This is a genomic window from Sphingomonas sp. PP-F2F-G114-C0414 (genome assembly GCF_003688595.1).
Taxonomy (GTDB): Bacteria; Pseudomonadota; Alphaproteobacteria; order Sphingomonadales; family Sphingomonadaceae; genus Sphingomonas.
This window is the reverse complement of record NZ_RCWT01000010.1, coordinates 117,906-143,530: the sequence shown is the minus strand read 5'-3', so window position 1 is coordinate 143,530 and position 25,625 is coordinate 117,906. Positions and strand designations below refer to the sequence as shown.

Annotated in this window: 23 protein-coding genes; 12 read left to right on the top strand and 11 right to left on the bottom strand. The window is 65.4% G+C overall.

Annotated features, from left to right (window positions below):
- Positions 1 to 58 precede the first annotated feature (58 nt).
- Genes C8J47_RS05745 through C8J47_RS05730 form a run of 4 tightly spaced genes read right to left on the bottom strand, consistent with a single transcriptional unit; the run spans position 59 to position 3,949 of the window.
- The gene (locus tag C8J47_RS05745) at positions 59 to 364 is read right to left on the bottom strand and encodes a cytochrome o ubiquinol/quinol oxidase subunit IV (RefSeq protein ID WP_121884845.1); all 306 of its coding nucleotides are present in this window, start codon (positions 362 to 364) and stop codon (positions 59 to 61) included.
- Positions 361 to 987, bottom strand: a complete 627-nt coding sequence (locus C8J47_RS05740) for a cytochrome c oxidase subunit 3 (protein WP_121884844.1) — start codon at positions 985 to 987, stop codon at positions 361 to 363. The genes C8J47_RS05745 and C8J47_RS05740 overlap by 4 nt, the downstream gene beginning before the upstream one ends.
- Positions 984 to 3,083: a cbb3-type cytochrome c oxidase subunit I gene (locus C8J47_RS05735; RefSeq protein WP_121884843.1), complete on the bottom strand. Its 2,100-nt coding sequence runs from the start codon at positions 3,081 to 3,083 to the stop codon at positions 984 to 986. Before C8J47_RS05735 ends, C8J47_RS05740 begins: the two co-directional genes overlap by 4 nt.
- A complete protein-coding gene (locus tag C8J47_RS05730; protein ID WP_121884842.1) occupies positions 3,080 to 3,949 on the bottom strand; it encodes a ubiquinol oxidase subunit II in 870 nt (289 codons plus the stop codon). Before C8J47_RS05730 ends, C8J47_RS05735 begins: the two co-directional genes overlap by 4 nt.
- 235 nt (positions 3,950 to 4,184) lie before the next feature.
- Here C8J47_RS05730 and C8J47_RS05725 point away from each other — a divergent pair, with 235 nt between their 5' ends.
- The 12 genes from C8J47_RS05725 to C8J47_RS05680 all read left to right on the top strand — a co-directional run bounded on the left by C8J47_RS05725 (position 4,185) and on the right by C8J47_RS05680 (position 18,643).
- Positions 4,185 to 5,273, top strand: coding sequence for an alpha/beta hydrolase (locus tag C8J47_RS05725; RefSeq protein ID WP_121884841.1), 1,089 nt, complete (start codon positions 4,185 to 4,187; stop codon positions 5,271 to 5,273).
- 22 nt (positions 5,274 to 5,295) lie between these two features.
- Entirely contained in the window at positions 5,296 to 5,781 is a 486-nt protein-coding gene (locus C8J47_RS05720; RefSeq protein WP_259467381.1) for a DUF4142 domain-containing protein, read from the top strand.
- Positions 5,782 to 5,845: 64 nt separating this feature from the next.
- Positions 5,846 to 6,427, top strand: a complete 582-nt coding sequence (locus tag C8J47_RS05715) for an SRPBCC family protein (protein WP_121884840.1) — start codon at positions 5,846 to 5,848, stop codon at positions 6,425 to 6,427.
- On the top strand, positions 6,427 to 7,605 hold the full coding sequence (locus C8J47_RS05710; RefSeq protein ID WP_121884839.1) for a zinc-dependent alcohol dehydrogenase: 1,179 nt from the start codon (positions 6,427 to 6,429) through the stop codon (positions 7,603 to 7,605). Before C8J47_RS05715 ends, C8J47_RS05710 begins: the two co-directional genes overlap by 1 nt.
- Positions 7,606 to 7,730: 125 nt before the next feature.
- On the top strand, positions 7,731 to 8,516 hold the full coding sequence (locus C8J47_RS05705; protein ID WP_121885347.1) for an SDR family oxidoreductase: 786 nt from the start codon (positions 7,731 to 7,733) through the stop codon (positions 8,514 to 8,516).
- An 86-nt stretch (positions 8,517 to 8,602) separates the two neighbouring features.
- The gene (locus tag C8J47_RS05700; RefSeq protein ID WP_259467379.1) at positions 8,603 to 9,763 is read left to right on the top strand and encodes a glycosyltransferase family 4 protein; all 1,161 of its coding nucleotides are present in this window, start codon (positions 8,603 to 8,605) and stop codon (positions 9,761 to 9,763) included.
- Positions 9,764 to 9,961: 198 nt separating this feature from the next.
- Positions 9,962 to 12,163: a UDP-galactopyranose mutase gene (glf, locus tag C8J47_RS05695; RefSeq protein ID WP_121885345.1), complete on the top strand. Its 2,202-nt coding sequence runs from the start codon at positions 9,962 to 9,964 to the stop codon at positions 12,161 to 12,163.
- On the top strand, positions 12,160 to 14,223 hold the full coding sequence (locus tag C8J47_RS19340) for a glycosyltransferase (protein ID WP_220683345.1): 2,064 nt from the start codon (positions 12,160 to 12,162) through the stop codon (positions 14,221 to 14,223). Before glf ends, C8J47_RS19340 begins: the two co-directional genes overlap by 4 nt.
- Positions 14,216 to 15,316, top strand: coding sequence for a zinc-binding alcohol dehydrogenase (locus tag C8J47_RS19335; protein ID WP_220683344.1), 1,101 nt, complete (start codon positions 14,216 to 14,218; stop codon positions 15,314 to 15,316). The genes C8J47_RS19340 and C8J47_RS19335 overlap by 8 nt, the downstream gene beginning before the upstream one ends.
- Positions 15,313 to 17,628, top strand: coding sequence for a glycosyltransferase family 4 protein (locus C8J47_RS05685; protein WP_121884838.1), 2,316 nt, complete (start codon positions 15,313 to 15,315; stop codon positions 17,626 to 17,628). Before C8J47_RS19335 ends, C8J47_RS05685 begins: the two co-directional genes overlap by 4 nt.
- On the top strand, positions 17,618 to 17,854 hold the full coding sequence (locus C8J47_RS18865; RefSeq protein ID WP_147454289.1) for a hypothetical protein: 237 nt from the start codon (positions 17,618 to 17,620) through the stop codon (positions 17,852 to 17,854). Before C8J47_RS05685 ends, C8J47_RS18865 begins: the two co-directional genes overlap by 11 nt.
- Positions 17,855 to 18,046: 192 nt before the next feature.
- A complete protein-coding gene (locus C8J47_RS05680; RefSeq protein WP_121884837.1) occupies positions 18,047 to 18,643 on the top strand; it encodes an alpha/beta hydrolase in 597 nt (198 codons plus the stop codon).
- Positions 18,644 to 18,652: 9 nt separating this feature from the next.
- On the opposite strand, the gene C8J47_RS05675 is transcribed toward C8J47_RS05680, so the two are convergent.
- The 7 genes from C8J47_RS05675 to C8J47_RS05645 are packed head-to-tail and all read right to left on the bottom strand — an operon-like array spanning position 18,653 to position 25,585.
- Positions 18,653 to 19,471: an NADPH-dependent oxidoreductase gene (locus tag C8J47_RS05675; RefSeq protein ID WP_121884836.1), complete on the bottom strand. Its 819-nt coding sequence runs from the start codon at positions 19,469 to 19,471 to the stop codon at positions 18,653 to 18,655.
- Positions 19,468 to 20,853 carry an LLM class flavin-dependent oxidoreductase gene (locus tag C8J47_RS05670; RefSeq protein WP_121884835.1) on the bottom strand — a complete coding sequence of 462 codons (1,386 nt, stop codon included), beginning with the start codon at positions 20,851 to 20,853 and terminating at the stop codon, positions 19,468 to 19,470. Before C8J47_RS05670 ends, C8J47_RS05675 begins: the two co-directional genes overlap by 4 nt.
- The gene (locus tag C8J47_RS05665; RefSeq protein ID WP_121884834.1) at positions 20,850 to 21,590 is read right to left on the bottom strand and encodes an ABC transporter ATP-binding protein; all 741 of its coding nucleotides are present in this window, start codon (positions 21,588 to 21,590) and stop codon (positions 20,850 to 20,852) included. Before C8J47_RS05665 ends, C8J47_RS05670 begins: the two co-directional genes overlap by 4 nt.
- Positions 21,587 to 22,489 carry an ABC transporter permease gene (locus tag C8J47_RS05660; protein WP_259467377.1) on the bottom strand — a complete coding sequence of 301 codons (903 nt, stop codon included), beginning with the start codon at positions 22,487 to 22,489 and terminating at the stop codon, positions 21,587 to 21,589. The genes C8J47_RS05665 and C8J47_RS05660 overlap by 4 nt, the downstream gene beginning before the upstream one ends.
- Before the next feature lie 8 nt (positions 22,490 to 22,497).
- The gene (locus tag C8J47_RS05655) at positions 22,498 to 23,601 is read right to left on the bottom strand and encodes an ABC transporter substrate-binding protein (protein WP_121884832.1); all 1,104 of its coding nucleotides are present in this window, start codon (positions 23,599 to 23,601) and stop codon (positions 22,498 to 22,500) included.
- Positions 23,601 to 24,578 carry a TauD/TfdA family dioxygenase gene (locus C8J47_RS05650; protein ID WP_121884831.1) on the bottom strand — a complete coding sequence of 326 codons (978 nt, stop codon included), beginning with the start codon at positions 24,576 to 24,578 and terminating at the stop codon, positions 23,601 to 23,603. The genes C8J47_RS05655 and C8J47_RS05650 overlap by 1 nt, the downstream gene beginning before the upstream one ends.
- 47 nt (positions 24,579 to 24,625) lie before the next feature.
- Positions 24,626 to 25,585, bottom strand: a complete 960-nt coding sequence (locus tag C8J47_RS05645; protein ID WP_121884830.1) for an aldo/keto reductase — start codon at positions 25,583 to 25,585, stop codon at positions 24,626 to 24,628.
- Positions 25,586 to 25,625 lie beyond the last annotated feature (40 nt).

Here is a 25,625-nt window from a genome sequence, read left to right as displayed (position 1 = left end):
CTTCCGCCATTCACTCGTGACATAGCGGGATTGTGACGCAGTCGGGCCGGTGATGCGCTTACCCCATCATCCGCCCACGCAGGTTGAACAGGATCACCAACGTCCCCGATACCATCAGCGCGATGATCAGCGCGGAGAACAGGATCAGTTGAAGGTCGTGGCGCGAGGATCGCTTGAGACTGATGTGGAGGAAACAGCGGAACTGCACCGCCATCTGGACGAGCCCCAGCGCCAACACGATGCCGAAGATCGCGCGCGCACCGAACGACGGCCAGCGGACCATCGCAAAAGCGGCCACCGTCAGACCGAGCGACAGGCCGTAGCCGATCGCATAGGTTCTGAGTTCGCGGGTCCGGTCGCTCATCCGATGTTCCCTTGCAGATAGACGACCGAGAAGATCGCGATCCAGACGATGTCCAGCAGGTGCCAGAACAGGCCCAGTCGCAACAGGTTGATCCTCACCCGCGCATCGAGGCCGTAGGCGCAGACCTGGCCGACCATCACGACCAGCCAGAAGCACGCGACCGCGACGTGGAGTCCGTGCAGCCCGACCAGCGCGAAGAACGACGACAGGAAGCCGCTGCGCATCGGATAGGCGCCGTGCGCGAACATCGTCGCGAAGTCGTTCGCCTCGAGCGCGAGGAAGACGAGGCCGAGACCCAGCGTCGCACCGAGCCAGCCGAACAGCACGCGGCGCGGTTCGTCGTACTTCATCGCGATCGTCGCGCGGCCGAACGTCGCGCTGCTCGTCAGCAACAGCAGCGTCTCGACGAACGCGGGCAGCAGCTTGAATTCGGAGGCGGGTGTCGGGCCGCCGACGGTGCTCGCGATCATCGTGCCATAGGTGGCGAACAGCAGCGCGAAGATCACCGCGTCGCTCATCAGGAATATCCAGAAGCCGAAGATCGCGTTCTCCGCCTGGTCCTGCGTCAGCGCGCCGGTGTCGCCGAGGTTGAGGCCGGCATGCGCCAGTTCGGGTTCGCTCACGCCACGATCTCCGCAAGGCCACGATTGACCGCGGCGGTCTCCAGTTGCCGCGGAATCCCGGGCGTCGCCCGGACGCGCGTCAGCCAGGCCTCATGCTCGCGCGCGACCTCCGCAGCGGGAATGGTCCGATGCTGGTCGCGACCGAAGCTGCGTAGCACGACCGCCGCGACGATCACCTGCAGCGCGACGATGGTCAGCCCCCAGATCTCCCAAATCAGGCCGAACGCGGCGACTGCGGCTGTGAGCCCGATCACGACGCTGGTCGCGCTGCCCTTCGGCACGACGATGTCCTCGTAAGCCGGTGGTGAGGCGTACGGGTCCGGTTGGCCCTCGTCATGCTTGTGATCGTAGAACGGGTTGCGTCCGTCGATCAGTGGCAGCACCGCGAAATTATATTCGGGCGGCGGGGCGCTGACCGACCATTCGAGCCCTCGGCCGTCCCACGGGTCGCCCGCTTCGACCTGCGTCTTGGCACGGTCGCGGATGCTCACCCACAGCTGGATGCCGAGCGACGTCAGCGCCGCCAGCAGGACGAACGCGCCGACGCCGGCGACGTACAGCCACGGCCGGAACGACGGTTCGAAGATCGCCTGCGTCCGCCGCGCCATTCCGCTCGCGCCGAGCACGTACAGCGGGAAGAAGGCGAGGTAGAAGCCCACCACCCAGCATGTGAACGCGATCCGCCCCCAGCGTTCGTCGAGGCGGAACCCGAACGCCTTGGGGAACCAGTAATGATAGCCCGCGAGCATCCCGTAGAGGAGGCCCGGGATCAGCATGTTATGGAAATGCGCGACCAGGAACAGCGTGTTGTGGACGAGGTAATCGAGTGGCGGCATCGCCAGGATGATGCCGGTGAAGCCGCCGAGCACGAACGTCATCATGAACGCTAGCGCATAGAGCATCGGCACGGTGAAGCGCACTTCGCCGCGAAACATCGTCCAGATCCAGTCGTAGATCTTCACGCCGGTCGGCACGCCGATCGTCATCGTCGCGATCCCGAACGCCGCGTTGACGTTGGCCGACTGCCCCATCGTGAAGAAATGATGGACCCACACGGTGAAGCTTAGCACCGCGATCGCCATCGTCGCGATCACCAGCGAGGTGTAGCCGTACAGGTCCTTGGTGGAGAAGGTCGACACGACCTCCGAATACACGCCGAACGCGGGCAGGATCAGGATGTAGACCTCGGGATGACCGAACAGCCAGAACATGTTGGCATAGTTCATCATGTTGCCGCCGAGGTCGTTGGTGAAGAAATGGAACCCCAGATAGCGATCGAGCGCGAGCAGCAGCGTGGCGACGGTCAGCGGCGGCATCGCGAAGATCATCAGGATCGACGTGCACAGGCTGGTCCACGAAAACATCTGCATCCGCATGAACCGCATCCCCGGCGCGCGCAGCTTGTAGACGGTGCAGGCGATGTTGATCCCCGCCATCGTCGAGCCGATCGACCCCAATGTCACCGCCCATATCCAATAGTCGACCCCGACGCCGGGGCTGAACGTGCGCTCGGTATAGGGTGGGTAGCCGCTCCATCCACCGGTCGAGAATTCGCCGACGACGAGGCTCGCCATCATCAGCCCCGCGGCGCCGATCGTCAGCCACAGCGCGATCGAATTGGCCCAGGGAAACGCCATGTCGCGCGCGCCGATCTGGAGCGGCAGGACATAGTTGATCATCCCCGTCAGGAACGGCATCGCCATGAAGAAGATCATGATCGAGCCATGCGTCGAGAACAGCTGTCCGAAATGATCGGGCGACAGGAAGCCGGGGTTCTCGATCGCCACCGCCTGCTGCATCCGCATCAGCACCGCCTCGACCAGCGCGCGCGACAGCATCACGAACGCGACGACGATATACATGATGCCGATCTTCTTGTGGTCGAGGCTGGTGAGCCACTCGGTCCACAGATAGCGCCACTTGCCATAGCGCGTCAGCAACGCCGCGACGACGATCGCACCGACCACCACCAGCGCGCCCGCGAACGCGCCGATGATCTCGCTGATCGTCGGATTCTCCCATGCCCGCACGAACGGCAGGTCCTGCCAGCCGAACCGGCCGAGCACCGCGGGCCAGAGGGGAACGGAAACGGTCATCGAACGGCTTTCAGCGGAGAATGGGTCATGCCGCCGGTAGCGGCGACGACGTGCTCGAACAGGTTCGGCGTGACGTGGGCGAACTCGACGGGGTGCGTGATGGTCGACCGCGCGGACAGTCGCCGCCACGCCTGCGCATCGAGCGTGCGTTTGCCGCTTCGTGCAGCCGCCGCCCAGCGATCATAGTTGGCCGACGACACCGCAACGACGTCGAACTTCTGATGCTGGAAGCCGGCGCCGTTATACTGCGTGTTCTCGCCGCGGAACCGTCCCGGCCGGTGCGCCTGGATGTTCAGCTCGGTCGTCATCCCGCCCATCGCATAGATCTGCCCGGCGAGTTGCGGAATCAGCATCGACTGCATCACCGTGCCGCTGGTCAGCTTGATATGTACCGGGCGCCCGGCGGGAATGGTGAGCCGATCGACTGCCGCTACGCCGAGATCGGGATAGACGAACACCCATTTCCAATCGAGCGCAATCCCCTGCACCTCGACCGGCGCCGCGCCCGGCAACCGCCGATACGGATCGTCGATCTGCGTCCAGTGCCACAGCAGTATAGCCAGCCCGACGACGATCCCCGCCGGCGGGATCCATATCAGCGCCTCGACCCACCACGAGAAATTCCACTTCGGGCGGTACGCATCGCTGCGGTTCGACAACCGGTAATGCCACGCGAACAGCGGCGTCAGCAGCAGCACCGGTCCGGCGACGAACAGCAGGACGATCGACACGGTGACGAACAGGTCTCGCTCATGCCCCGCCACAGGCCCCTGCGGATTGAGGAACCCGTGCGACAACGCCGTGCAGCCGCCCAAGCAGGCCAGCAGGACCGGGAGTGAGACCAGATACCGCCTTTTCCCTTTCACTCGTCCGAACTCCTGAGCATCTCGCCGCCCTCGCGCCAACATGATCGCGCAGCCCATCGCCGTAGCAGCGACCGGCGGTCGCGTCCTTCTCTTAAAGCCTCTCCACGGCAAAGTTGCAGGCCGCCGCCAACTAGTTGTTTGACTTCGATTAAGTTGGATGAATCTAAGGCCGTATTCGCGGAACGATCCGCCGAGGCTCCTGTTGAGGTTTCAACCATAAACAGGGTAAATAATCATGACGTTGAAGCTTCTGGTTGCGGCCGCGCTGATCGGGACATCCGGTGCGGCGATCGCGCAATCCACCACGTCCACCAACGCACCGCCGCCGCCCACTCCGCCCCGCATCGCGACGCAACCACCAGTGGCGGCGTCGGATATGCAAGCGGTCCTCGATCAGTTGCCGATGCTCGGTGCCAAACCGATCGAGACGCTGACTCCGGTCAAGGCACGGATCCAGCCATCGGCCGCCGATGCGGCGCATGCGGTGATGCGCCAGAAGGGCCTCTCGACCGCGCCCGATCCGGCGGTCACGACGCAGGACCTGCCCTATGGCAGCGATCCGATGCAGTTCGCGCGCATCTACAAACCCGCTGCCGCGACCGGCGCGCCGATGCCGGTCGTCGTCTATTATCACGGTGGCGGCTGGGTGATCGCCGACGTCAACACGTACGACGCCGCGCCGCGCCTGCTCGCCAAGCAGTTGAATGCGATCGTCGTGTCAGTCGAATACCGCCATGCCCCGGAATTCAAGTTCCCGGCGCAACATGACGACGCCTTCGCCGCGTATCGCTGGGTCCTGCAGAACGCGCAGTCCTGGGGTGGCGATACCAGCAAGATCGCGCTCGCCGGCGAAAGCGCGGGCGGCAATCTCGCGGTCGCTACGGCGATCTATGCGCGCGATAACAATTTGACCAAGCCGGTGCATACTCTGTCGGTTTATCCGATCGCGAACAGCAGCATGGACCTGCCGTCGCGCAAGGATTCGACGAACGCCAAGCCGCTCAACACCGCGATGCTGAAGTGGTTCGGCAATTACTACACGTCGTCGATGGCGGACATGCAGGATCCGCGGCTGAACCTGGTCGGCGCGAACCTGCGCGGCCTGCCGACGACGACGATCGTCAATGCGCAGATCGATCCGTTGCGCTCGGACGGCGAGACGTTGGCGGCGGCGATGAAGTCGGCGGGCGACAAGGTCGAACAGCGCACCTTCCCCGGCGTCACGCACGAAATGTTCGGCATGGGGGCGGTCGTCCGCGGTGCCTACGACGCCAACCAATACGCAATCGCCCGTCTCAAGGCCGCGTTCGGCATCCGCAACTAATCCACCATAAAGGACAATTCCCATGAAGACTTTGATGATATCCGCAGCATTCGGCGCAGCGATCCTTGCTACCCCTGCGATGGCGCAGGTCATGACCCCGAGCGAATACGTCATGACGGCGGGCGCAAGCGATCTGTACGAGATCACGTCGAGCAAAATGGTGATCGAGACGACGCAGAACCCAGCGTTGCGCGACTTTGCGCAGACGATGGTGACGCAACACACCAAGAGCACCGCCGACGTGAAGGCCGCCGCGATGAAGTCGCGCGTCAAGGTCGCGCCACCCAAGCTCACGCCGCTCCAGCAGGAACTCGTCACCGAACTCCGCGCCGAGAAGGGCACCGCGCGCGACGCGGCCTATGTCGCGCAGCAGAAGGCGGCGCATGGCCAGGCGCTCGCCGTGCAGAAGGCGTACGCGACGGAAGGCACCGCGCCTGCGCTTAAGACCACGGCCGCGGCGATCGTACCGGTCGTCGAGCATCACATCATGATGCTGAAGGCGATGTAAGCGGGGGTAATCAGAGCAAACGAGCCACCCTCACGCGCCAGATCACAGGACAGGATGAACCGACATGACGGATGAGAAAACCGTTCATACCGACGACGCTCCGCCAACGACGTGGAAGAAAGGCGATGCCCTTGTGGAGTTGGGCATTCCCGACAAAAAGGGTGGCTCGATCGTTGCGCGCGCCGTGACGATCAACCGGCCGGTCGGCGAAGTCTTCGCGTATTTCCGCGACTTCGCCAATCTGCCGACGTTCATGGAGAACGTCGAACGGATCGATATTCTGAGCGACACGCGGTCACATTGGGTGGTGAAGGCGCCGGCCGGCAAGACCGTCGAATGGGATGCGGTCGTCACCGAAGAGACGCAGGACAGCGTCATCGCCTGGGCGTCGGAACCCGGTGCCGATGTCGCGAACAGCGGCCGGGTCGAGTTCCGCGATGCCGGCGCGCGCGGCACGGTCGTCACGGCGACCATCGCCTATGATCCGCCGGGCGGCGTGATCGGCAAGCTGATCGCAAAGATGTTCCAGCGCGAACCCGCGATCCAGGCACGCCGCGACCTGCGTCGTTTCAAGCAATTGATGGAAACCGGCGAGATCGCGACCGCCGCGATGAACCGCAAGCAGCATGAAGAGGAACTCGCCTGATGCGCGCTTTGGCATGGCACGGTAAGCACGACGTTCGCGTCGATACCGTCGACGATCCCGAGATCGTCAACCCGCGCGATTGCATCATCAAGGTCACCGCGACCGCGATCTGCGGCTCCGACCTGCATCTGTACGACGGTTATATCCCGACGATGCAGGCCGGCGACATCCTCGGCCACGAATTCATGGGCGAAGTCGTCGAGGTCGGCGCCAAGTCGACGTTGAAGAAGGGGCAGAAGGTCGTCGTGCCGTTCACGATCGCGTGCGGCAGCTGCTATCATTGCGGCAAGCATCAATATTCGGCGTGCGACAACGGCCTGCCCGCCGACAACCAGGACATTGCACAGGAGCTGTACGGTCAGCCGATGTCGGGTTTGTTCGGCTACAGCCACATGACCGGCGGCTATGCGGGCGGCCAGGCGGAATATGTCCGCGTGCCGTTCAGCGACGTCGGGCCGATCATCATCCCCGACGGTGTCGAGGATGAGAAGGTGCTGTTCCTATCCGACATCCTGCCAACCGGCTGGATGGCGGCGGAGAATGCGCAGATCGAGCCGGGCGACACCGTCGCGGTCTGGGGCTGCGGCCCGGTCGGGCTGTTCGCGGTGCAGTCGGCGTTCCTGATGGGCGCCGAGCGCGTCATCGCGATCGACCATTTCCCGCATCGTCTCGAATTGGCGAAGAAGTTCGGCGCGGAGACGATTAACTACGAGGAAAGCGCGGTCTACGAAGCGCTGATGGTGATGACCGGCGGGATCGGTCCCGATGCGGTGATCGACAGCGTCGGGCTCGAGGCACACGGCTTATTCGTCGACAACGTGATCGACCAGACCAAGGCGTCGACCTTCCTCGGTACCGATCGTGCGCATTCGATCCGCCAGGCGATCATCGCGTGTCGCAAGGGCGGGCGCGTGTCGATGCCGGCGGTCTATGGCGGGTTTATCGACAAGTTCCCGCTCGGTGCGCTGATGGAAAAGGGGCTGACGCTCAAGACCGGCCAGACGCACGTCCAGCACTACATGCCCGCGCTGCTCAACGCGATCATGGAGGGCAAGATCGACACGACCTTCCTGATCTCGCACCGGATGGACTTGGAGGACGCGCCCAAGGGCTACGACATGTTCAAGAACAACCAGAACGAAGTGACCAAGGTCGTGCTCAAGCCCGGCTTCAACTGACTTTGCGCCCCTCCCTGAAAGGGAGGGGCTGGGGGTGGGGTGGCTTGCGATAAAATCGCAGCCCCCGCCCCGAACCGACCCACCCCTGCCCCCCCTTCCAGAGTGGGGTGAAGAAGGAACACGACATGGCCGATAAATTCGCGATCATCACCGGGGCCTCGACGGGCATCGGTTTCGAACTCGCCACGCTCGCGGCGAAGGACGGCTACGACATCCTCGTCGTCGCCAACGAAGCGCTGATCCAGTCCGCTGCCGCCGATTTCAAGCAGTTCGGCACCGATGTCGCCGCGGTCGAGGCGGACCTGTCGACGATCGAGGGCGTTGATGCGCTTCTCGCCGCGACCAACGGGCGGAAGGTCGATGTGTTGTGCGCGAATGCCGGACACGGTCTAGGCCACGGTTTTCTCGACCAGAAGGTCGACGACTGGCGCAACGTGATCGACACCAACATCACGGGCACGCTGTACCTCGTCCAGAAGGTGCTCCCAGCGATGGTCGCGCGTAACGACGGCAAGGTGCTCGTGACCGGGTCGGTCGCAGGCTACATCCCCGGCGCGTTCCAGGCGGTCTACAACGGCTCGAAGGCGTTTATCGACAGCTTCACCGAGGCACTGCGCAACGAGATCAAGGACGCGGAAGGCGTCACGCTGACGACGCTGATGCCGGGGCCGGTCGACACCGAATTCTTCGATCGCGCCGACATGAATGATACATCGGTGGGCACGGATCCGAACAAGCGCGATCCGGCCGACGTCGCCAAGGACGGCTGGGCTGCGCTGATGAGCGGGAAGGCGTCGGTCTTCTCGGGCTTCATGACGAAGGTCCAGGGCGTGCTCGCCAACGTCATCCCGGGCTCGGTGCTCGCCGAACAACATCGGAAGATGGCCGAGCCCGGCAGCGCGAAGGACTGATCGGCGGGCTGCCAGACGGTCTTGCAATGCTCGGGTGCCCAGCCTCGATAGGATTGGGCACCCCATCGATGAGGGGGAAATTACAGATGGCGGCACCGTTGACGGCCCGGCGATCGGTCGTCGTCATCAGCGATTGGGTCGATGGCCCGCATCCCGAGCACGACCGCCCGCCATCCTCCCTGCTGCCGGCACACGCAGCCGCCCCAGTCAGTCAACCGTGGACCGGCGATCTTGCCCCCGCGGAGGTGATGGGCGGATATCTGGAGCGGCTACCACTTGCTTTGGTCGCCGCCGGCATCGTCGATCAGGCTGAAATATGGCATCATTGGCGCGGCGAGGACGAGCCTCCATTCCGCAGGGACAACGCGGTTCTGGCGCGCCGCGCATTCCGGATCGACGACGAGCATGCCCCCTTTGCCTCGTCGCAGATGAATGCGTTCGTCGAAGCGTTCGGCGCGCCGCATATCCTCGTCGTGTTCGGCTTGGGTGTCGCGCCCGATCTGCTCGAACTCTGCGCGAACAGCATAATTCTCTACAATTCGATCGACGCGCCGTCGCTGCGCGTGCCGCCGGAAGTTAGCGAGCATTTCGATCTCGTCATTACCGGCGCACAGTGGCAGTCGGACGAAGTCGAGGCCCGCCACCCCGGTATGCGCACCGCGATCCTGCCGGTCGGTCCCGAATTCGCCGCGGTCGACCAGTTCCATCCGCTCGGCACGCCAAAGGATGTCGACCTGATCTATGTCGCCGCCGCGCAACCGTACAAGCGCCACGACATCCTGTTCGATGCGCTCGCGCAACTCCCGCGCGACATCCGCGCACTTTGCGTGTTCGGATACGGCGAGGATGCCGACGCACTCCGCCACCGCGCGCAAGAGCAGAACCTCGCGATCGAGTTCGTCGGACCGCCGGGCGTGCCTATCGAAGAGGTCAACCGCCTGATGAACCGCGCAAGGTTCGGCGTCGTCTGCGGCGTCGACGACGGCGCGCCCGCGATCCTCACCGAATACATGCTCGCCGGCCTGCCCGTACTCGCCAATGCGGAATTACGCTGCGGATTGCAGTTCATCCTGCCCGAGACCGGCATGACGGCTTCGACGAACGGGTTTGCCGATGCAATTCTTACAATGCGCGAAACCTACGAAGAATTCCGGCCCCGCCAGGCCGTGTTGGAACGTTGGACGTGGCAGCATAGCATTGTGCATTTGAGGGCAATTATCCAGCAAATACATGATGCAAAGCAATGACATTTACATAGTCAGGTTTGAGGTGTGGGCTTAGGTTCGATCGACAACGCGGATAACCGCGGATTTGCGGATTGGAAGAGCGTGCACGGTACCGGACCTATTCTCACGCCCTCGAAGTCCGACGATGCCGCCCCGCCGCCGCTGATCTGCTTCTCGCACCTGCGCTGGGATTTCGTCACGCAGCGCCCGCAGCATCTGATGAAGCGGTTTGCGCAAGCCCAGAGCGTGTTCGTCTGGGAGGAACACATCCCCTGCGATCATCCGCTGCCGTTCTTAGAACACCATCCCTTCCCCGCCGACAACGTGATCGCGCTACGCCCACGCCTGCCGCATTGGTGGAATGCCGAGCAGGTCGAAGTGGGCTTGCGGCAACTCCTCGACATGCTTGTCGCGACGAGCATTCGGGCCAAGCCGGTGCTGTGGTTCTACACGCCGATGATGCTGCCCTTCGCCGAGCATCTCGACGCCGCCGCAGTCGTCTACGACTGTATGGACGAACTGTCCGCGTTCCGCTTCGCCGACCCCGCCTTGCTCGACCGCGAAGCGCGGTTGCTCGCACGCGCCGACCTCGTCTTCACCGGCGGCTACAGCCTCTACGAGGCCAAGCGCGGCCGTCACCGCGACGTCCACGCCTTTCCCTCCGCCGTCGACGTCGCGCACTTCGCCCAAGCACGCTCTGGCAATATCGAACCGGAAGACCAGCGCCACATCCCCGGTCCGAAGCTCGGTTTCTTTGGAGTCATCGACGAACGCATCGACATCGCCTTGCTCGACGCGGTTGCCGCTGAGCGGCCCGACTGGTCGTTCATCATGATCGGTCCGGTCGTGAAGATCGACCCCGCGCACCTGCCGCGCCGCGCCAACGTCCACCGGCTCGGCGGACGCGGCTATACCGAACTCCCCGCCTATCTCTCCGGCTGGGACGTCGCGTTGATGCCGTTCGCGATCAACGCCGCGACGCGCTTCATCAGCCCGACCAAGACCCCTGAATATCTCGCCGGCGGCCTGCCCGTCGTCTCGACGCCGATCGTCGACGTGATCCGCCACTATGGCGACGCAGCAGCTGTGACGATCGCGTCCGACGCAACCGCGTTCGTCGCTGCGTGCGAGTCCGCGCTCGCGCTTCCCCGCAAAGGCGCATGGCGCGACGAAGCCGACCGCCTGCTCGCCACGCAATCCTGGGACCGCACGCAAACCGCCATGGCCACCGAGATCGACCGCATCCTTCGCGCCAAACGCACCTTCCGCCCCGCGCCGAAACGCGAACGCTACGACACGCTGATCGTCGGCGCAGGGTTCGCCGGCGCGGTCCTCGCCGAACGCCTGGCCAGCGACAGCGGCCAGCGCGTACTCGTCGTCGACCGCCGCCCGCACATCGGCGGCAACGCGTATGACGAGCATGACGCGGCCGGCGTGCTGATCCATCGCTATGGCCCGCACATCTTCCACACCAACTCCGCCGACGTGTTCGACTATCTGTCGCGCTTCACCGCATGGCGCCCGTACGAACACCGCGTCCTCGCCAGCGTCGACGACAAGCTCGTGCCGATGCCGATCAACCGCACGACACTCAACGACCTCTACGGCCTGTCGCTCAAAGACGACGCAGAAGCCGCCGCCTTCCTCGCCAGCCGCGCGGAATCGGTCGAGGACATCCGCACCTCCGAGGACGTCGTCGTCGCCGCGGTCGGCCGCGATCTCTACGAGACGTTCTTTCGCGGCTACACTCGGAAGCAATGGGGCCTCGACCCGTCCGAACTCGACCGCGCCGTCACCGCACGCGTGCCCACGCGCACCTCGACCGACGACCGCTATTTCACTGATAAATTCCAGGCGATGCCGGCGAACGGCTACACCCGGATGTTCGAGGCGATGCTCGACCACCCCGGCATCACGCTCGATCTCGGCGTGGAATATCGCGACGTGATCGACCGCATCGACGTCGACCACATCGTCTTCACCGGCCCGATCGACGAGTATTTCGACTTCCGCTTCGGCAAGCTGCCCTATCGCAGCCTCCAGTTCCGCCACGAGACCCACGACGTCGCGCAGTTCCAGCCGGTCGCGGTCGTCAACTATCCCGACGAAACCGTGCCGCAGACGCGCATCACCGAATACAAGCACCTGACGGGCCAGCTCCACGCGAAGACCAGCATCAGCTACGAATTCCCGAGCGCGGAAGGCGACCCCTATTACCCGATCCCCCGCCCCGAAAACCAGGCGCTGTTCAAACGCTACGAGGCGCTCGCCGATGCTGAGGAAGGCGTAACCTTCGTCGGCCGGCTCGCGACGTATCGCTACTACAATATGGACCAGGTCGTGGGGCAAGCACTTGCGACGTACCGCCGCATGGTCGCGAAGTCCGCGGTCCTCGAAACCCCCGTGATGGCCGCCGAATGACCCGCATCTGCCTGCTGACCGACAGCCTCGCCCCGTCCGGCGTCGGCGCGCACATGATGACGCTCGCCGGAGGATTGGGCGGAGACGAGATCGTCGTCGCCGCGCGGCCCGGCACCGGTTTACTCGAACGCGCCGCCGCCAAGGGTTATGCGGTGAAAGCGCTCGACGACGATGCAGGCCTCGCGCGCTGGCTCGACCGCGCCGCGCCCGACATCGTCCACGTCCATGCCGGCATCGGCTGGGAAGGCCACGCCGCCGTTCGCGCCGCGCACGCCGCCGGCGTTCCGGTTATCCGCACCGAACACCTCCCCTACCTCCTCACCGACCCCGCGCAGCGCGACGAGCACCGCGACACCTCGGCCGCGCTCGCACGCCTGATCTGCGTCTCGGATGCAGTCGGCAATAGTCACCGCGCAGCCGGCGTCGACCCAGCACTCGTTGCAACGATCCACAACGGCGTCGGCGCACACAAACCCTCGCGCTCGCGCGACGCCCTCCGCAGCGAATGGGGCGTCGGCAATGCCCCCGTCCTGCTGATGGTCGCGCGCTTTGCAGAGCAAAAAGGCCACGCGCTCCTGCTCGACGCGCTACCTGCAATTCGCGCTGCGCACCCGGACGTGATCGTGCTGCTCGCCGGCGAAGGTTCCCTCCTCACCCAGACCGCGCGCGCGATCGCTGCCAAGGGCCTCGCCGGCACGGTCCGCATGCTCGGGACTCGCAGCGACGTCGCCGACCTGATGACGCTCGCCGACTTGCTGGTTCTCCCCTCCGCGTTCGAAGGCCTGCCGCTGGTCGCGCTCGAGGCGATGGCCGCCGGCCTCCCCGTCGTCGCCACCGTCGCACCCGGCAATGCCGAAGCGATCGAGGACGGCGTCACCGGTCGCCTGACCGCCGCAGACCCGGCCAGTTTCGCCGATGCGGTCGTCACGTTGCTCGCTGACCGCGGCACCCTGAAAACGATGGCCAGCGCCGCGATCGAGCGCCAGCAGGACCTATTCTCGGCCGATCGCATGATCGCCGACACGCGCGCGGTCTATACCGCGGTGCAAGATCAAAACACAAAGGGAGACGGCGTGGAGCGGACACGGATGGGGTTCATCGGCGCAGGCGGCATCGCCAACCGCCATTTCGGCGTGTTGGAGCAGTTCGACGACGTCGCGATCGTCGCGGTCGCCGACGTCGACATGGCGCGCGCGACCGAAGCCGCCGCCCGTTTCGGCGCCCGCGCGTTCGACGATGCCTCCGCAATGTTGGCCACAGTCGAACTCGACGCGCTCTACATCTGCGTGCCCCCGTTCGCGCACGGCGAACCCGAACGCCTGGCGATCGAGCACAAGCTCCCGTTCTTCGTCGAGAAGCCGGTCGCGCTCGACCTCGGCACCGCGGAGGATGTTGCCGCCGCAGTCGACCGGCTCGGCCTCGTCACCGCAGTCGGCTATCACTGGCGCTATCTCGACACAGTCGACGAGGTAAAGGCGCTGCTGTCGGCGACCCCCGCACGCCTCCTCTCCGGCTATTGGCTGGACTCCACGCCGCCGCCACGCTGGTGGTGGACGAAGGACGCATCGGGCGGCCAGATGCTCGAACAGACGACGCATCTCGTCGATCTCGCGCGCTATCTCGTCGGCGACGTCGTCCGCGTCTACGGCCAGTCGGGCCACATCGACCGCGCCGCCTTCCCCGGTCTCGACGTCGCGACGACCAGCACCGCGATGCTCACCTTCGCCAGCGGCGCGATCGCCAACTTCGCGTCCACGTGCCTGCTCAACTGGAATCACCGCGTCGGTCTGCACCTGTTCGGCGAAGGCCTCGCGATCGAACTGACCGACCGCGACGTCATGATCGACATCGGCCGCGGTCGCCCGGTCCGCGGCACCGGCAGCGATCCGGTAGTGCTGGAGGATCGCGACTTCATCGACGCGGTCCGCGGGGGCGAAAACCGCATCCGCTGTCCCTACCCCGCCGCGCTGGAAACGCTCCGCCTCGCGCTGGCGATCGAGCGCTCCGCCGTCGAAGGCCGCGCGATCGACGTCCGTGAGCGCGAGGTGGCCCATGTCTGAGTGGCGCCACGTCCGCTCGCTCGGCGTCGAACGCCCCGGCCAGGCCTATTTCTTCGGCTATGACGAAGCACCTCCGGGCGACGGCCAGATCCGCCTCGACCTGCTCTACACCGGGTTCTCAGCCGGCACCGAACTCACCTTCGTCAAGAACAGCAACCCGTATCTCCACTCGCGCTGGGACGCAGACCGCGGCGTGTTCGTCCCCGGCGAACCGAGCGCGCACTATCCGGTGCCGTTCCTCGGCTACATGGAATGCGCGCGCGTCAGCGACAGCCGGGTCGACGATTTCACCAACGGCGACGTCGTGGGCACCGTCTTCGGCCACAAGACCGGCCACACCGCGGACCCGTTCAACGACCTGCTGACCAAGCTCCCGCCCGAGCTCGATCCGATCCTCGGCATCTATATCGGCCAGATGGGTCCGATCGCCGCCAACGGCATTCTCCACGCGGACGCCGAACTGCTAGGCCCCAATGTCGTCAACCTCGGCGACGGCATCCGCGGCCGTCCCGCTTTGGTGATCGGCGCAGGCATCGTCGGTATGCTGACGGCCCTGTTCGCACAGGCCGCCGGCGCGAGCGAAGTCGTGATCGCCGATCCCTCGCCCTTCCGCCGACTGCGCGCCGAATGCCTCGGCATCACCGCGATGACCGAGGACCAGGCCTGGGCGTACGCCAAGGCACGCTGGCTCCACGGCGGCGACGATCGCGGCGCGGACGTCGTGTTCCAGACCCGTGCCGACGCCGCCAGCCTGCACGCCGCGATGCGCGCGCTGAGACCGCAGGGCACGGTGATCGACCTCGCTTTCTACCAGGGCGGTGCGGATCGGCTCCGGCTTGGCGAGGAGTTCCACCACAACGGCCTCTCCTTACGCTGCGCGCAGATCAACCGCGTCCCCCGCGGGCTCGGCTTCCAATGGGACCGCCGCCGCCTCGCGAACGAGACGGTGAAGCTGCTGCTCGCCCGCGGCCCCGAGATCCGCGCGCAGTTCATCACGCATGTCGTGCCCTATGACGACGCCCCCGCCTTCATCGCAAAGCTGGTCGGCGAGCGGCCCGAATTCCTCCAGATCGTGTTCAAGGTCGGCGATTGAGCACCGCACTCACTGCCGACGCCCGACCGATCCGCATCCTGTTCGTCTTCGCCTGGCTCGTCGTCGGCGGGGAAGAGACGGAAGTGCGCCTGCTTGCCCAGGCGCTTGATCCGACCCGCTACCGGATCGAGGTCGTCGCCTGCTTCCGAAAAGACGGCATGCCCGAGCAGACGCACGCGCGACTGGAAGCGATCGGCGTGCCCGTCGACCGCACGCCCTACGCGCTCGGCTTCGACGAGACCGTCGCCTACCTCGCGAGCAAGCTGCCTGCGTACGACGTCGTCGTCTCGTGCCAGAACGTCGCGGACATCTATCCCGCGCTCGAACGCATGTACCTCCGCCCGCCACTGATCGAGCATGGCGGCCTCGTCTCCGAAGCGCTCGCCGGCCCCAAGCATTTCACCGTGCGCTATGTCGGCGTCTGCGCCTCGATCCGCGATGCCGCCGCCAGCCGCATGCCCGGCCGCGAACACCACGCGATCGAGATTCCGTCGATGGTCGACACGCGCGCCTTCGACCCCGCCCGACGCGCCCCCGTGCGCGCGACACTCGGCATCGCCGAAGACGTGCCCCTCATCGGCTGGCTAGGCCGGCTCGACCCGAAGAAGCGCGTCGAGGATTTCATCGAAGCCGCCGCACTCGTCCACGCCCGCCACCCTCGCGCCCGCTTCGTTGTAATCGGCGGACCGGACGCCTTCATCCCCGAATACGCCGCCGCCCTCCGCAACCGAGCGCACGCCCTCGGCCTCGACACCGCCCTGACCTTCCTCGGCGACCGCGACGACGTGCCGGACCTGCTCGCCGCGCTCGACGTCTTCGTCTGGCTCTCGCGCGGCGAAGGCATGCCGCACGTCATCGCCGAAGCCGGCGCCGCACGCCTCCCCGTCATAGCAACGCGAGACAACGGCTCCGAACAACAGATCGTCGACGGGATCAGCGGCCTGTTCGTCCCCCACGAAGACCCGCCCTCAGTTGCCGCCGCCATCACCAAACTGCTCGAAGACCCGGCACTACGAACCCGCCTCGGCACCGCCCTCCGCGCCAAGGTCGACAGCGAGTACGCCGTCGCCGCCGTCGTCCCCCGCTGGGAAGCCCTGGTCGCCGAAGTCCTGTCCGACCGACCGACCGTCCCTTGCCCGACCGGCCTCTTCAGAAGCTTCCTTCAAGGCGGGTTCGAATCCTCCACGCACCGCCGCGCGCACGACCGCAAGCGCGTCGACGTCATCGCCGCCAGCCACCACGACATTCTCGCCGCGCATGATTACAGCGAACTCGTAAAGCTCGGCATCCTGACCGTCCGCGACGGCCTACGCTGGCATCTGATCGAACGCGAGCCTGGCCGCTACGACTGGTCCAGTCTCGACCGCCAGCTAGACGCCGCCAAGGCGATCGGCACCGAAGTCATCTGGGACCTGCTTCATTACGGCTGGCCCGACGACATCGACATCTGGACGCCCGCCTTCGTCACGCGCTTTGCGGCCTTCGCCGCCGCCGCCGCGCGCCATATCGGCCCGGCCGCACCCGGCGAGACCCGCTTCTACGCACCCGTCAACGAAATCTCGTTCTTCGCCTGGGGCGGCGGCGACGCAGCCTATCTCAACCCGTTCGCGCGAGGCCGCGGCTACGAACTCAAGGTCCAACTCGCGCGTGCCTCGATCGCCGCGATGGACGCGATCCTCGCGGTCGACCCCGCCGCAAGGTTCGTCCACGCCGACCCGGTCATCAACGTCATCACCGACCCCGCCCGCCCCCACGACGCCCCCGCCGCCGAAGGCCACCGCCTCGCGCAATACCAGGCGTGGGACATGATCGCCGGGAAAGCATGGCCGCAGATCGGCGGCCGCGCGCCATTGCTCGATATCGTCGGCGTCAATTTCTACCACAACAACCAGTGGATCCACGGCGGCCCGCCGCTAGCGTACGACCACCCCCTCAGCCGCCCGCTCCACGCGATCCTAGCCGACGCCTACGCGCGCTATGGCCGCCCGATCTTCATCGCCGAAACCGGCATCGAAGGCAGCGCCCGCCCCGCCTGGCTCCGCATGATCCTGCGCGAGGTGAAGATCGCCCAATCGCTCGGCGTGCCGGTAGAGGGCGTGTGCCTCTACCCGATCCTCGACCATCCCGGCTGGGACGACGACCGCTACTGCCCCAACGGCCTGCTCGCCTGTTCGCTGCTCGTGAGCGAGCGTATCGCACATGCCGCCCTGGCGGACGTCATTCGGACTTGGCCACTCGAGATACCGTCGAGAGAGTATCTGGACGACAGCACGTCCGTTCACGGAAGGACAGACTGTCAGCATGCCACCTGATATCAATCAGCAGCAAAGAGTCGAATGTAATGTGACAGACCTACTGTCGGTTCCCCCGCCAGCGGTTACGTCGTCGGCTGGAACGATGTTGGGGAGGGAAACCGGCACCGTTACCGTCGAATTCAAGCGTTGCGACCATACCGCCGACCAAGTCGCCGAACTTGGAAAAGGCAATGTCCTGCGTGTCTCGCAAGCCGCGATCGACGCGAGAAAGCCGGGCGCATGATCGCCGTCGGACGACAGGCGACAGCCTTATGCGCTCCACCTCGACGGCGACCGGGCACGCATTCCGTGCAAACCGACGCACCGCCATTGCCTATCGTCACAGTAGGAATATCCTCGCTATCATCACGTCCGATCCCGAGTCGGAGCACCCGGCAAATGGCTCGCGGCCGTGATATCCTTGTGGAGCGCTGCTATGACACTGTTGTATCCGGCTTCGATCGATCCCCAACACGCCGTGATCGTCACGGTCAAGGGCGATGCTCCCAAGGCCTTGTCGGTGCCGGCGGTGGAATTGGATCTGGCGAAATTCCAGGCCGGGCGCTGGGCGTTACAGCTCGATGCGGTGTTCGCGCGCCGCCGCCAGCCGGCCGTCATCCTCGCCCAAGGGGTCGCCTGCCTTGCCGTAGCGTGGTGGGCGCAATTGTCGCCGCGAAGCTATCTGCACTCGGTCCAGGGCGCGCTGTTCCTGTCGCCGCTGAACATCGGCTTCGGCCAGGAGGCTATTGCGGCGGCGGCGCGGCAAGGGCCTTCGACGCGCCTACCCTTCCCGTCGGTCGTCGCCAGCGTATCCTATCCGTTCATCGACAGGCTGCTGGCCGTCGCCGACGGCTGGGGCAGCCACGTCATCGAGACCAGCGCGGAGCCGGCAGCGTATCCCAGCAATCGACAGGCGGTGCACACCGAGGCCACCGCGCGCCTCCTCGATCTTCTACCGTTGCTGCAAGGCGTCGCCTCGGACGATCGCCAGAGTTCGATCGGCGAGCTCCCTGCCGATATCCTCCCGCGGTAGGGACGGATGTCAGCGTAACGCGAACCCCAGATCGCGAAGCACGCCCCGCAGGATATCACGCCCTGCCATCGCGTCTGCGCCACGCGTCCGGTCTCCCGCGAGGTCGGTCCAGTCGCGTTGCGGCATGCCCTGGTCGCGCTGGAACGCACGCAGCGCGATATTATACGCTGCCGCCGCTTCGTCCTGTCGCGATGTCCACCGATAGGTCTCGTGAAACAGGACAGAGGCTTGCGGCAGTCTTGGTTTGACCGCGGCGTGACGCAACGGATCGGGCTTGCCGACCACGAGGCCGAACAGGGGGAAGACCCGTGGTGGCAGGCCGAGCTCCGCGGCAACCGCCGACGGCTGATTGCGAATACCGCCGATGTAGACCGAGCCCAGGCCGAGCGATTCCAGTGCCACCACCGCATTCTGCGCGGCGAGCGCGGTGTCGACCGTTCCGAGCACGAAGCTTTCCAGATAGTCGAGCGCTTGCGGCTGCGTGCCCCGCGCTCGCCCGATCTGCGTCAGTCGGTCGAAATCGATCAGCCAGACCAGCAGCAACGGCGCATCGACGATATGCTGCTGATTGCCCGCCAGAGCCGCAAGGCGTGCCTTGCGGGCGGGATCCTGGACCGCGACGACGCTCCAGACCTGAAGGTTGGACGATGACGGTGCCGACTGCGCCGCTGCGACCAGCGTCTCGATGACACCCGGATCGAGTGGCTCGGGCAGATATGCGCGGACGGACCGATGATCGAGCAACGTCCGGAGCGTTGCGTTGTCCGCGATCGCCACCGGAGCATCCTCGTCGCGATACCGGGTGCGGAACGCTTCGTCCAAGCTCATGCGTGTGCACCGATCGCCTCGGGCGATACCGCGGTCCGCGCCCGCGACTTCAAGCCATTTTCCGGCCGCCGCAGACCAAGGTTCTCGCGTAACGTCCGCCCTTCATACTCCGCGCGAAACAACCCGCGGCGCTGCAGGATCGGCACGACCTGATCGACGAAATCGGTGAGGCCCGTCGGCAGGATCGGCGGCATGATGTTGAACCCGTCCGCCGCGCCCTGCTCGAACCATTTTTGGATGACGTCGGCGATCTGCTCGGGTGTGCCGACGCTGGTGAGGTGCCCTCGCGCCGTGGACACCTGCCGGTATAGCTGCCGGAGCGTCGGTCGGTCGCGTTCGATCAGGTCGGACACGAGTTTCAGCCGGCTCTTGCTGCCGTTGGTATCGTTCGGCAGCGGCGGTGCGATATCGTCGAGCGCATAGCCCGACAGGTCGATCCCCTGATAATGGCGGCGCAATATGCCCCATGCAATCGACGGATGGACGAGCGACTGCAACGCCTCGTAGCGCGTCGCGGCTTCGGCTTCGGTGCCGCCGAGAACCGTGAATATCCCCGGCATGACCAGCAGATCCTCCGCCCGCCTCCCATATCGCGGCAGGCGCGCCTTGATGTCCGCATAGAACTCCTGCGCGTCGCCCAGGATCAGATTGGCGGTAAAGATCACTTCGGCGGTCCGGGCCGCAAGTTCGCGACCCGGTTCGGATGCCCCCGCCTGGACGATGACAGGATAGCCTTGCGGCGAGCGTGCGATGTTCAGCGGCCCGCGGACCTGAAAATGCTCGCCTTCATGCGCAAGCAGGTGGAATTTGTCGGTGTCGAGGTACACGCCGGCATCGCGGTCGCGGACGAACGCGTCGTCCTCATAGCTGTCCCACAGCCCCTTCACGACATCGATATATTCTTCGGCACGGTCGTAGCGGCGGGCGTGTTCGAGGTGCGCCGGCTTGCTGAAATTGGCCGAGACGTCGGCGCCGGTGGTGACGACGTTCCACCCCGCCCGGCCGCCCGAAATCCAGTCGAGCGACGCGAACTTTCGCGCCGTCGTGTACGGATCCTCGTACGTGGTGGTCGATGTCGCGACGAAGCCGATCCGCTCGGTGACCTGCGACAGCGCCGACCAAAGCGTGATCGGCTCGAAATGCGCGGCCTTGGCATTCTGTTTGAAGGTGGCCTCGTCGGTGAAGTCCGCATAGCCGCCCGGACTGTCGGCGACGAAGACCATGTCGAACTTGCCGCGCTCGGCAGTCTGCACGACCTGTTTATAGTGCTCCAGATTGTGGCCCGCATCAGCCTGCGCATCGGGGTGGAGCCATGCCGAGACGTGATGGCCCGTCGCCTGGAGGAACGCGCCGAGACGTAGCTTGCGATCGTGATTGCTCATGCGCTCATCCTTTGCCGGGTGGAATATTGGGTAAGGCCATCGGTCTCGACGCCGAGCAGCGCGAGCAGGTCGTGCTGGAGCGTGGCGAACCGGTCACGCCGGGCCGCGGTATCTGTCGGCAATGCGACGCGGATGTCCGCAACGATGCGCCCCGCGTCGAGCACTACGACCCGGTGGGCGAGTTCGATCGCCTCGTCGACGTCGTGCGTGACAAGCAGCACGGCGGGGTTGTGCGCCGCCGACAGCCGCCGCAACAGGACGTGCATCCGGATGCGGGTCAGCGCATCGAGCGCACCGAACGGTTCGTCGGCCAACAGAAGTTCGGGACGCCGGACCAGCGATCGCGCAAGTGCAACGCGCTGCTGTTCGCCGCCCGATAATTCATAGGGCCAGGATCGTTCCCGCCCCGTCAGCTCGACTTCGGCAAGCGCCTCGCGTCCCCTGTCCCGCGAATCCTTGCCGTCGAGACCGAGCACGACATTGTCCAGCACCCGCTTCCACGGCAGCAGCCGCGCATCCTGGAACACGACCGACAGACGATCCGGAACGACGATCTCGCCCGCACCATTCGCCTCGTGGTCGAGACCGGCAAGCGCGCGCAGCAGCGTGCTCTTGCCCGAACCGCTGCGCCCGAGCAGCGCGACGAATTCACCGCGCGCGATATCGAGATCGACGCCGTCGAGCACACCCTTCTGCGTGAAGCGGCGCGTCAGGTTGCGGATGCGCACGACGCTCATGCGCCGAGCGTCCGGCGCCAGGTCAACGCGCGGCGCTGGATCACGCGCACCACGGCATCCGATCCCAATCCCAGGATCGCGTAGACGACGAGGCCGACCAGCATCACGTCGGTCTGCGCATAATTACGGGCCAGCGTGATCATGTAGCCGATGCCGCTGGTCGCGTTGAGTTGCTCGACGACGACGAGCGCAAGCCACGCCGCGGTGACGCCGAACCGAAGCCCCAGCAGCATGCCGGGCAGCGCGCCCGGGAGGACGACGTGCCGGATGAACGTCGACCGCCGAAGGCCAAGGGTTTCGGCGAGTTCCACCTGTTTCAGATCGATCGCGCGCAACGCGCTGTGCGTATGGATGTAGATCGGCGCGAACACGGTGACGGCGATCACGGTGACCTTCATCGCCTCGCCAACGCCGAACCACAGGATCATGAACGGGATCAGCGCGAGGACGGGAATGCCGCGCTTGAGCTGAACCAGACCGTCGATGACATACCCGCCCAGCAGACTGAGCCCCGAGACGAGTGCCAGCACCACGCCAACGACCGTGCCAAACGCCAGCCCTTGTGCCGCGCGCCATGCCGACACAGCCAAATTGGTCTGCAGCCGACCGTCGCGCACGAGTTCGATGCCCGCCGTGAGCGCCGTCCACGGCGCGGGCAGGATGCGGGTGTCGAGAAAACCGGTGATCGAGAAGACCGACCAGTATAGCAGCAGGAGCAGCGGCCCGAGCAGCCACCCCCAGGCGAGCGGCGTATCGAGCCCCAGGCGGCGGGTACGCTCGCGATGATCGCGCGCCACCGCCGAGGTATCGTCGACGGCATCCAGCTTGAAGGTCGATACGGAAGCAACGGTGCCGAGATACGCGGTGGTCATTGCAGCATGGGGAAAAGGGGCGTTCATGACGACTCCTATGGGCCGGAGGAGGCAGCGGCTTCGGCAGCAAAGCCGTCTGCCGCGATGGTTTCGAAGCGGGGATCGAACAACGTCCGCGCATCGAAGCGGGGCTTGCCCATCTGCGGCGCCAGCAGGTCGATCGCACCCTGCTGATACGCGATCGGTTCGGCCCAGCGGCGGGGGATCACGACCTCCCCCTGCGCCGCGAGAATGAGCTTCGCATCGGCGAGCGAAAGCCCTTGTTGTGCGACATAATAGCCGCGGGCGAGTGCATCGGGATGCGCCTGCTGCCAGGCCTGCGCACGCCCCCACCAATAGACGAAACGCTTCAGCGCAGCCGCCTTTCCAGGATCACGCAGGCTATCCAGCGGTACATAGGCCAGCACGGCATCGTCCCGAAAATCCGGATGCGGCAGTGTCCTGGCCCCGTCCCGCGCGAACTTGCGGAGATAGCGATCGGCGACGATCCCGCTGCCGATCGGTGCGACATCGACCAGATTGCTTGCAAGCGCGCTGGTGTAGACGTCGCCGCCGATGCTCGACGGCAGTTCGACCAACGTGACATCGGCCTTGGTCAACCCGAGCGCCTTGAGCGTCTGCAGAACGATCTGGCCTTGCACCTGGCTGGGACTGAACGCGATCCTTTTGCCGCGCAGGTCGTCAAGGCTGCGGATGCCGGCCTTCGGTGCGATGGCGAGGACGAAAGCCGGGTGCCGCGCAGGATCGCGACGCTCGCGGAACGCCACGATCCTGACCGGCAGACCTACCCAGGTGGCGTGAAGCGGTGGCACGTTCGCACCAAGCCCGACATCCAGCGCCTTTGCGTGGAATGCCTCGGTCACATCGGGACCGCCGGTGATCTGCGCCCATTTCAGCGTGAAGGGGAGCTTGTCCTCCCAACCGAGATGCTCGAACACCCACTGCGTCACGGGATCGCCGACCACCAGCACGGTCTCCTTCGTCACCGAGTCCGGCAGCGGCGCGGTTTCGGGCAATCCTCCTGCCACGGCTGCCGATCGACGATTGGGGGCAAACGCGAACAGCAACGCGATCGTGACCGCGACGAACGCGGCCAGCGCGATAAAGCCCCAGGGCTTGCTCCTGGCCGCGCGCGGCATCAGCCGAGCACGTTGAACAATTCGCCTTCCAGCGGCTGCGACACGAACCCGTCTGGTCCCCGCGTCAGATCGCCGGCGACCGTGATCCGTCGAACCGCGCGTGGCAGATCAAAATGCGAATAATCGATCGGTCCAGCATGTGCGACGGCCTGGTTGTCCCACACCACCAGCGACTTCGGTTTCCAGTGGAACCGCACCTGATATTCGGGCCGCGTCGCCTCGTAGAACAGCAGGTCGAGCAGCGCCTTGCTCTCGGGTTCCTTCAGTCCGACGATATGGCTGATCGTCCCCGGATTGAGGAACAGCAGCTTCTCGCTCGTTTCCGGGTGAACGCGGACGAGCGGGTGCAGCGCGGCAAAGGGCCCGGCGGATCGTCCGTCGCGCCGCGGCTTGGCATCGGCGCCATCATAGCCGCTGGTCCGGTGTACGGCCTGAAGTCCATCGATCAGCGTGCGGATCGGTGCGGACAAGCCTTCATAAGCGGCGACCAGATTGGTGAACAACGTGTCGCCGCCGAACGGGGGTATCTCGACGCCTTGCAGGATCGAATACCGGTTCGGATTGGCGACGAAGGTGATGTCGATATGCCAACCCTTATAGTCCCGCGGCGGTTCGCGGCCTGGCGGAGCCACATCGTTGCGATTGCGCCGTGCGCGATATTCCTCGACGCTGCGTTCCCAGATCTCCGGATGATCCTCCAGCCCTTCCGAGATCGGATGCGCCGGCGTCAGAGGCCCGAATGCGCGGCCGAACGCCTTCAACTGGTCGTTGTCGATGTCCTGATCGCGGAAGAACACGACCCGCCAGTCGTGCAACGCCTTCTGGATATCGGCCGCGACATCGGCATTGATCGGCTGGCGAAGGTCGACGCCCGAAATCTCCGCGCCGATCGTCGGCGTTACGGGCGTGACGCCGATGTGCCGGTAACTGAAGCGATCGGCGACGTGGTCGGGGCGAAGTGCAGCAACGCTGCTCATGAAACTCTCCAATCGATTAAACCGAGCTGGTGGATCAGCCCGGCGGCTCAGGCGGGGACGGGTTCTGGCGGCACGAGCTTCAGGCTCTCCGCCGGATAGCGCGCGCCGGCGGTCGCTCCCCGGGGGAAGGCCTCTTCGAGCGCGTCGATCGACTGGTCGTCGAGCACCAGACCGTTTGCGGCCCAGTTCGATTCCAGGTGTTCGACGTGGCGCGTACCCGGGATCGGCACGACATCCTTCGACAACACCCATGCCAGGCTGACCTGTGCGATGCTGGCACCGAGCCGCTTGGCGACCTGTTCGATCGTCGTGCGGCGTTGCGCGTTTGCGGCGACCGCCTCGGGCTGGAACCGGGGATGCAGATGACGCCGGTCGGCGGGATCGGACACTTCGGCACCGGCCAAGAAGCCGCGCCCAAGCGGACTATAAGCGACGAAACCGATGCCGAGTTCGCGAACGGTCGGCAGGATCTCGACCTCGACATCGCGCGTCCACAGTGAATACTCGCTCTGTAACGCGGTCAGCGGGTATGTCGCATGCGCGCGGCGGATGCCGTCGGCGGTCGCCTCGGAAACGCCGACCGCGCCGATCTTGCCCGCGTCGACAAGTCGCCCGAGTTCGCCGATCGACTCCTCGATAGCGATCAGCGGGTCGACGCGGTGCAGATAATAAAGATCGATACGCTCGACGCCGAGCCGCTTGAGACTGGCCTCGACCGCATCGCGCGGATGCACCGGTTCGACGTCGGCACCGCCACCTTGCGGACGATGAACGAATTTGCTGGCGAGAATCACGTCGCCGCGGCGCGACCGGACCGCCTCGCCGACCAGCCGTTCGTTATGGCCTTCGCCGTAGCCGGTCGCGGTATCGAACAGCGTGATGCCCAGGTCGATCGCCCGGTGGATCGTGGCGGTCGAGGCCGCATCGTCCGCCTGGCCGTACGTGTTAGACAGCCCCATCGCTCCAAAGCCCTGACGGCTGACGACGAGTTTTCCGAGATTGGGCATGGGCACCTCCTGAGACGCAATTGCTCGTGAACTGTCCGAA

Bases quoted from the DNA above. Each gene is read 5' to 3' on its own strand.
- C8J47_RS19340 (WP_220683345.1), top strand. From the start codon at position 12,160: ATGACCCGCATCTGCCTGCTGACCGACAGCCTCGCCCCGTCCGGCGTC.
- C8J47_RS05720 (WP_259467381.1), top strand. From the start codon at position 5,296: ATGAAGACTTTGATGATATCCGCAGCATTCGGCGCAGCGATCCTTGCT.
- C8J47_RS05680 (WP_121884837.1), top strand. From the start codon at position 18,047: ATGACACTGTTGTATCCGGCTTCGATCGATCCCCAACACGCCGTGATC.
- C8J47_RS05710 (WP_121884839.1), top strand. From the start codon at position 6,427: ATGCGCGCTTTGGCATGGCACGGTAAGCACGACGTTCGCGTCGATACC.
- C8J47_RS05705 (WP_121885347.1), top strand. From the start codon at position 7,731: ATGGCCGATAAATTCGCGATCATCACCGGGGCCTCGACGGGCATCGGT.
- C8J47_RS05665 (WP_121884834.1), bottom strand. From the start codon at position 21,590: ATGAGCGTCGTGCGCATCCGCAACCTGACGCGCCGCTTCACGCAGAAG.
- C8J47_RS05645 (WP_121884830.1), bottom strand. From the start codon at position 25,585: ATGCCCAATCTCGGAAAACTCGTCGTCAGCCGTCAGGGCTTTGGAGCG.
- C8J47_RS05650 (WP_121884831.1), bottom strand. From the start codon at position 24,578: ATGAGCAGCGTTGCTGCACTTCGCCCCGACCACGTCGCCGATCGCTTC.
- C8J47_RS05655 (WP_121884832.1), bottom strand. From the start codon at position 23,601: ATGCCGCGCGCGGCCAGGAGCAAGCCCTGGGGCTTTATCGCGCTGGCC.
- C8J47_RS05675 (WP_121884836.1), bottom strand. From the start codon at position 19,471: ATGAGCTTGGACGAAGCGTTCCGCACCCGGTATCGCGACGAGGATGCT.
- C8J47_RS05745 (WP_121884845.1), bottom strand. From the start codon at position 364: ATGAGCGACCGGACCCGCGAACTCAGAACCTATGCGATCGGCTACGGC.
- C8J47_RS05700 (WP_259467379.1), top strand. From the start codon at position 8,603: ATGGCGGCACCGTTGACGGCCCGGCGATCGGTCGTCGTCATCAGCGAT.
- C8J47_RS05715 (WP_121884840.1), top strand. From the start codon at position 5,846: ATGACGGATGAGAAAACCGTTCATACCGACGACGCTCCGCCAACGACG.
- C8J47_RS18865 (WP_147454289.1), top strand. From the start codon at position 17,618: ATGCCACCTGATATCAATCAGCAGCAAAGAGTCGAATGTAATGTGACA.
- glf (WP_121885345.1), top strand. From the start codon at position 9,962: ATGAAGCGGTTTGCGCAAGCCCAGAGCGTGTTCGTCTGGGAGGAACAC.
- C8J47_RS05725 (WP_121884841.1), top strand. From the start codon at position 4,185: ATGACGTTGAAGCTTCTGGTTGCGGCCGCGCTGATCGGGACATCCGGT.
- C8J47_RS05660 (WP_259467377.1), bottom strand. From the start codon at position 22,489: ATGAACGCCCCTTTTCCCCATGCTGCAATGACCACCGCGTATCTCGGC.
- C8J47_RS05735 (WP_121884843.1), bottom strand. From the start codon at position 3,083: ATGACCGTTTCCGTTCCCCTCTGGCCCGCGGTGCTCGGCCGGTTCGGC.
- C8J47_RS19335 (WP_220683344.1), top strand. From the start codon at position 14,216: ATGTCTGAGTGGCGCCACGTCCGCTCGCTCGGCGTCGAACGCCCCGGC.
- C8J47_RS05670 (WP_121884835.1), bottom strand. From the start codon at position 20,853: ATGAGCAATCACGATCGCAAGCTACGTCTCGGCGCGTTCCTCCAGGCG.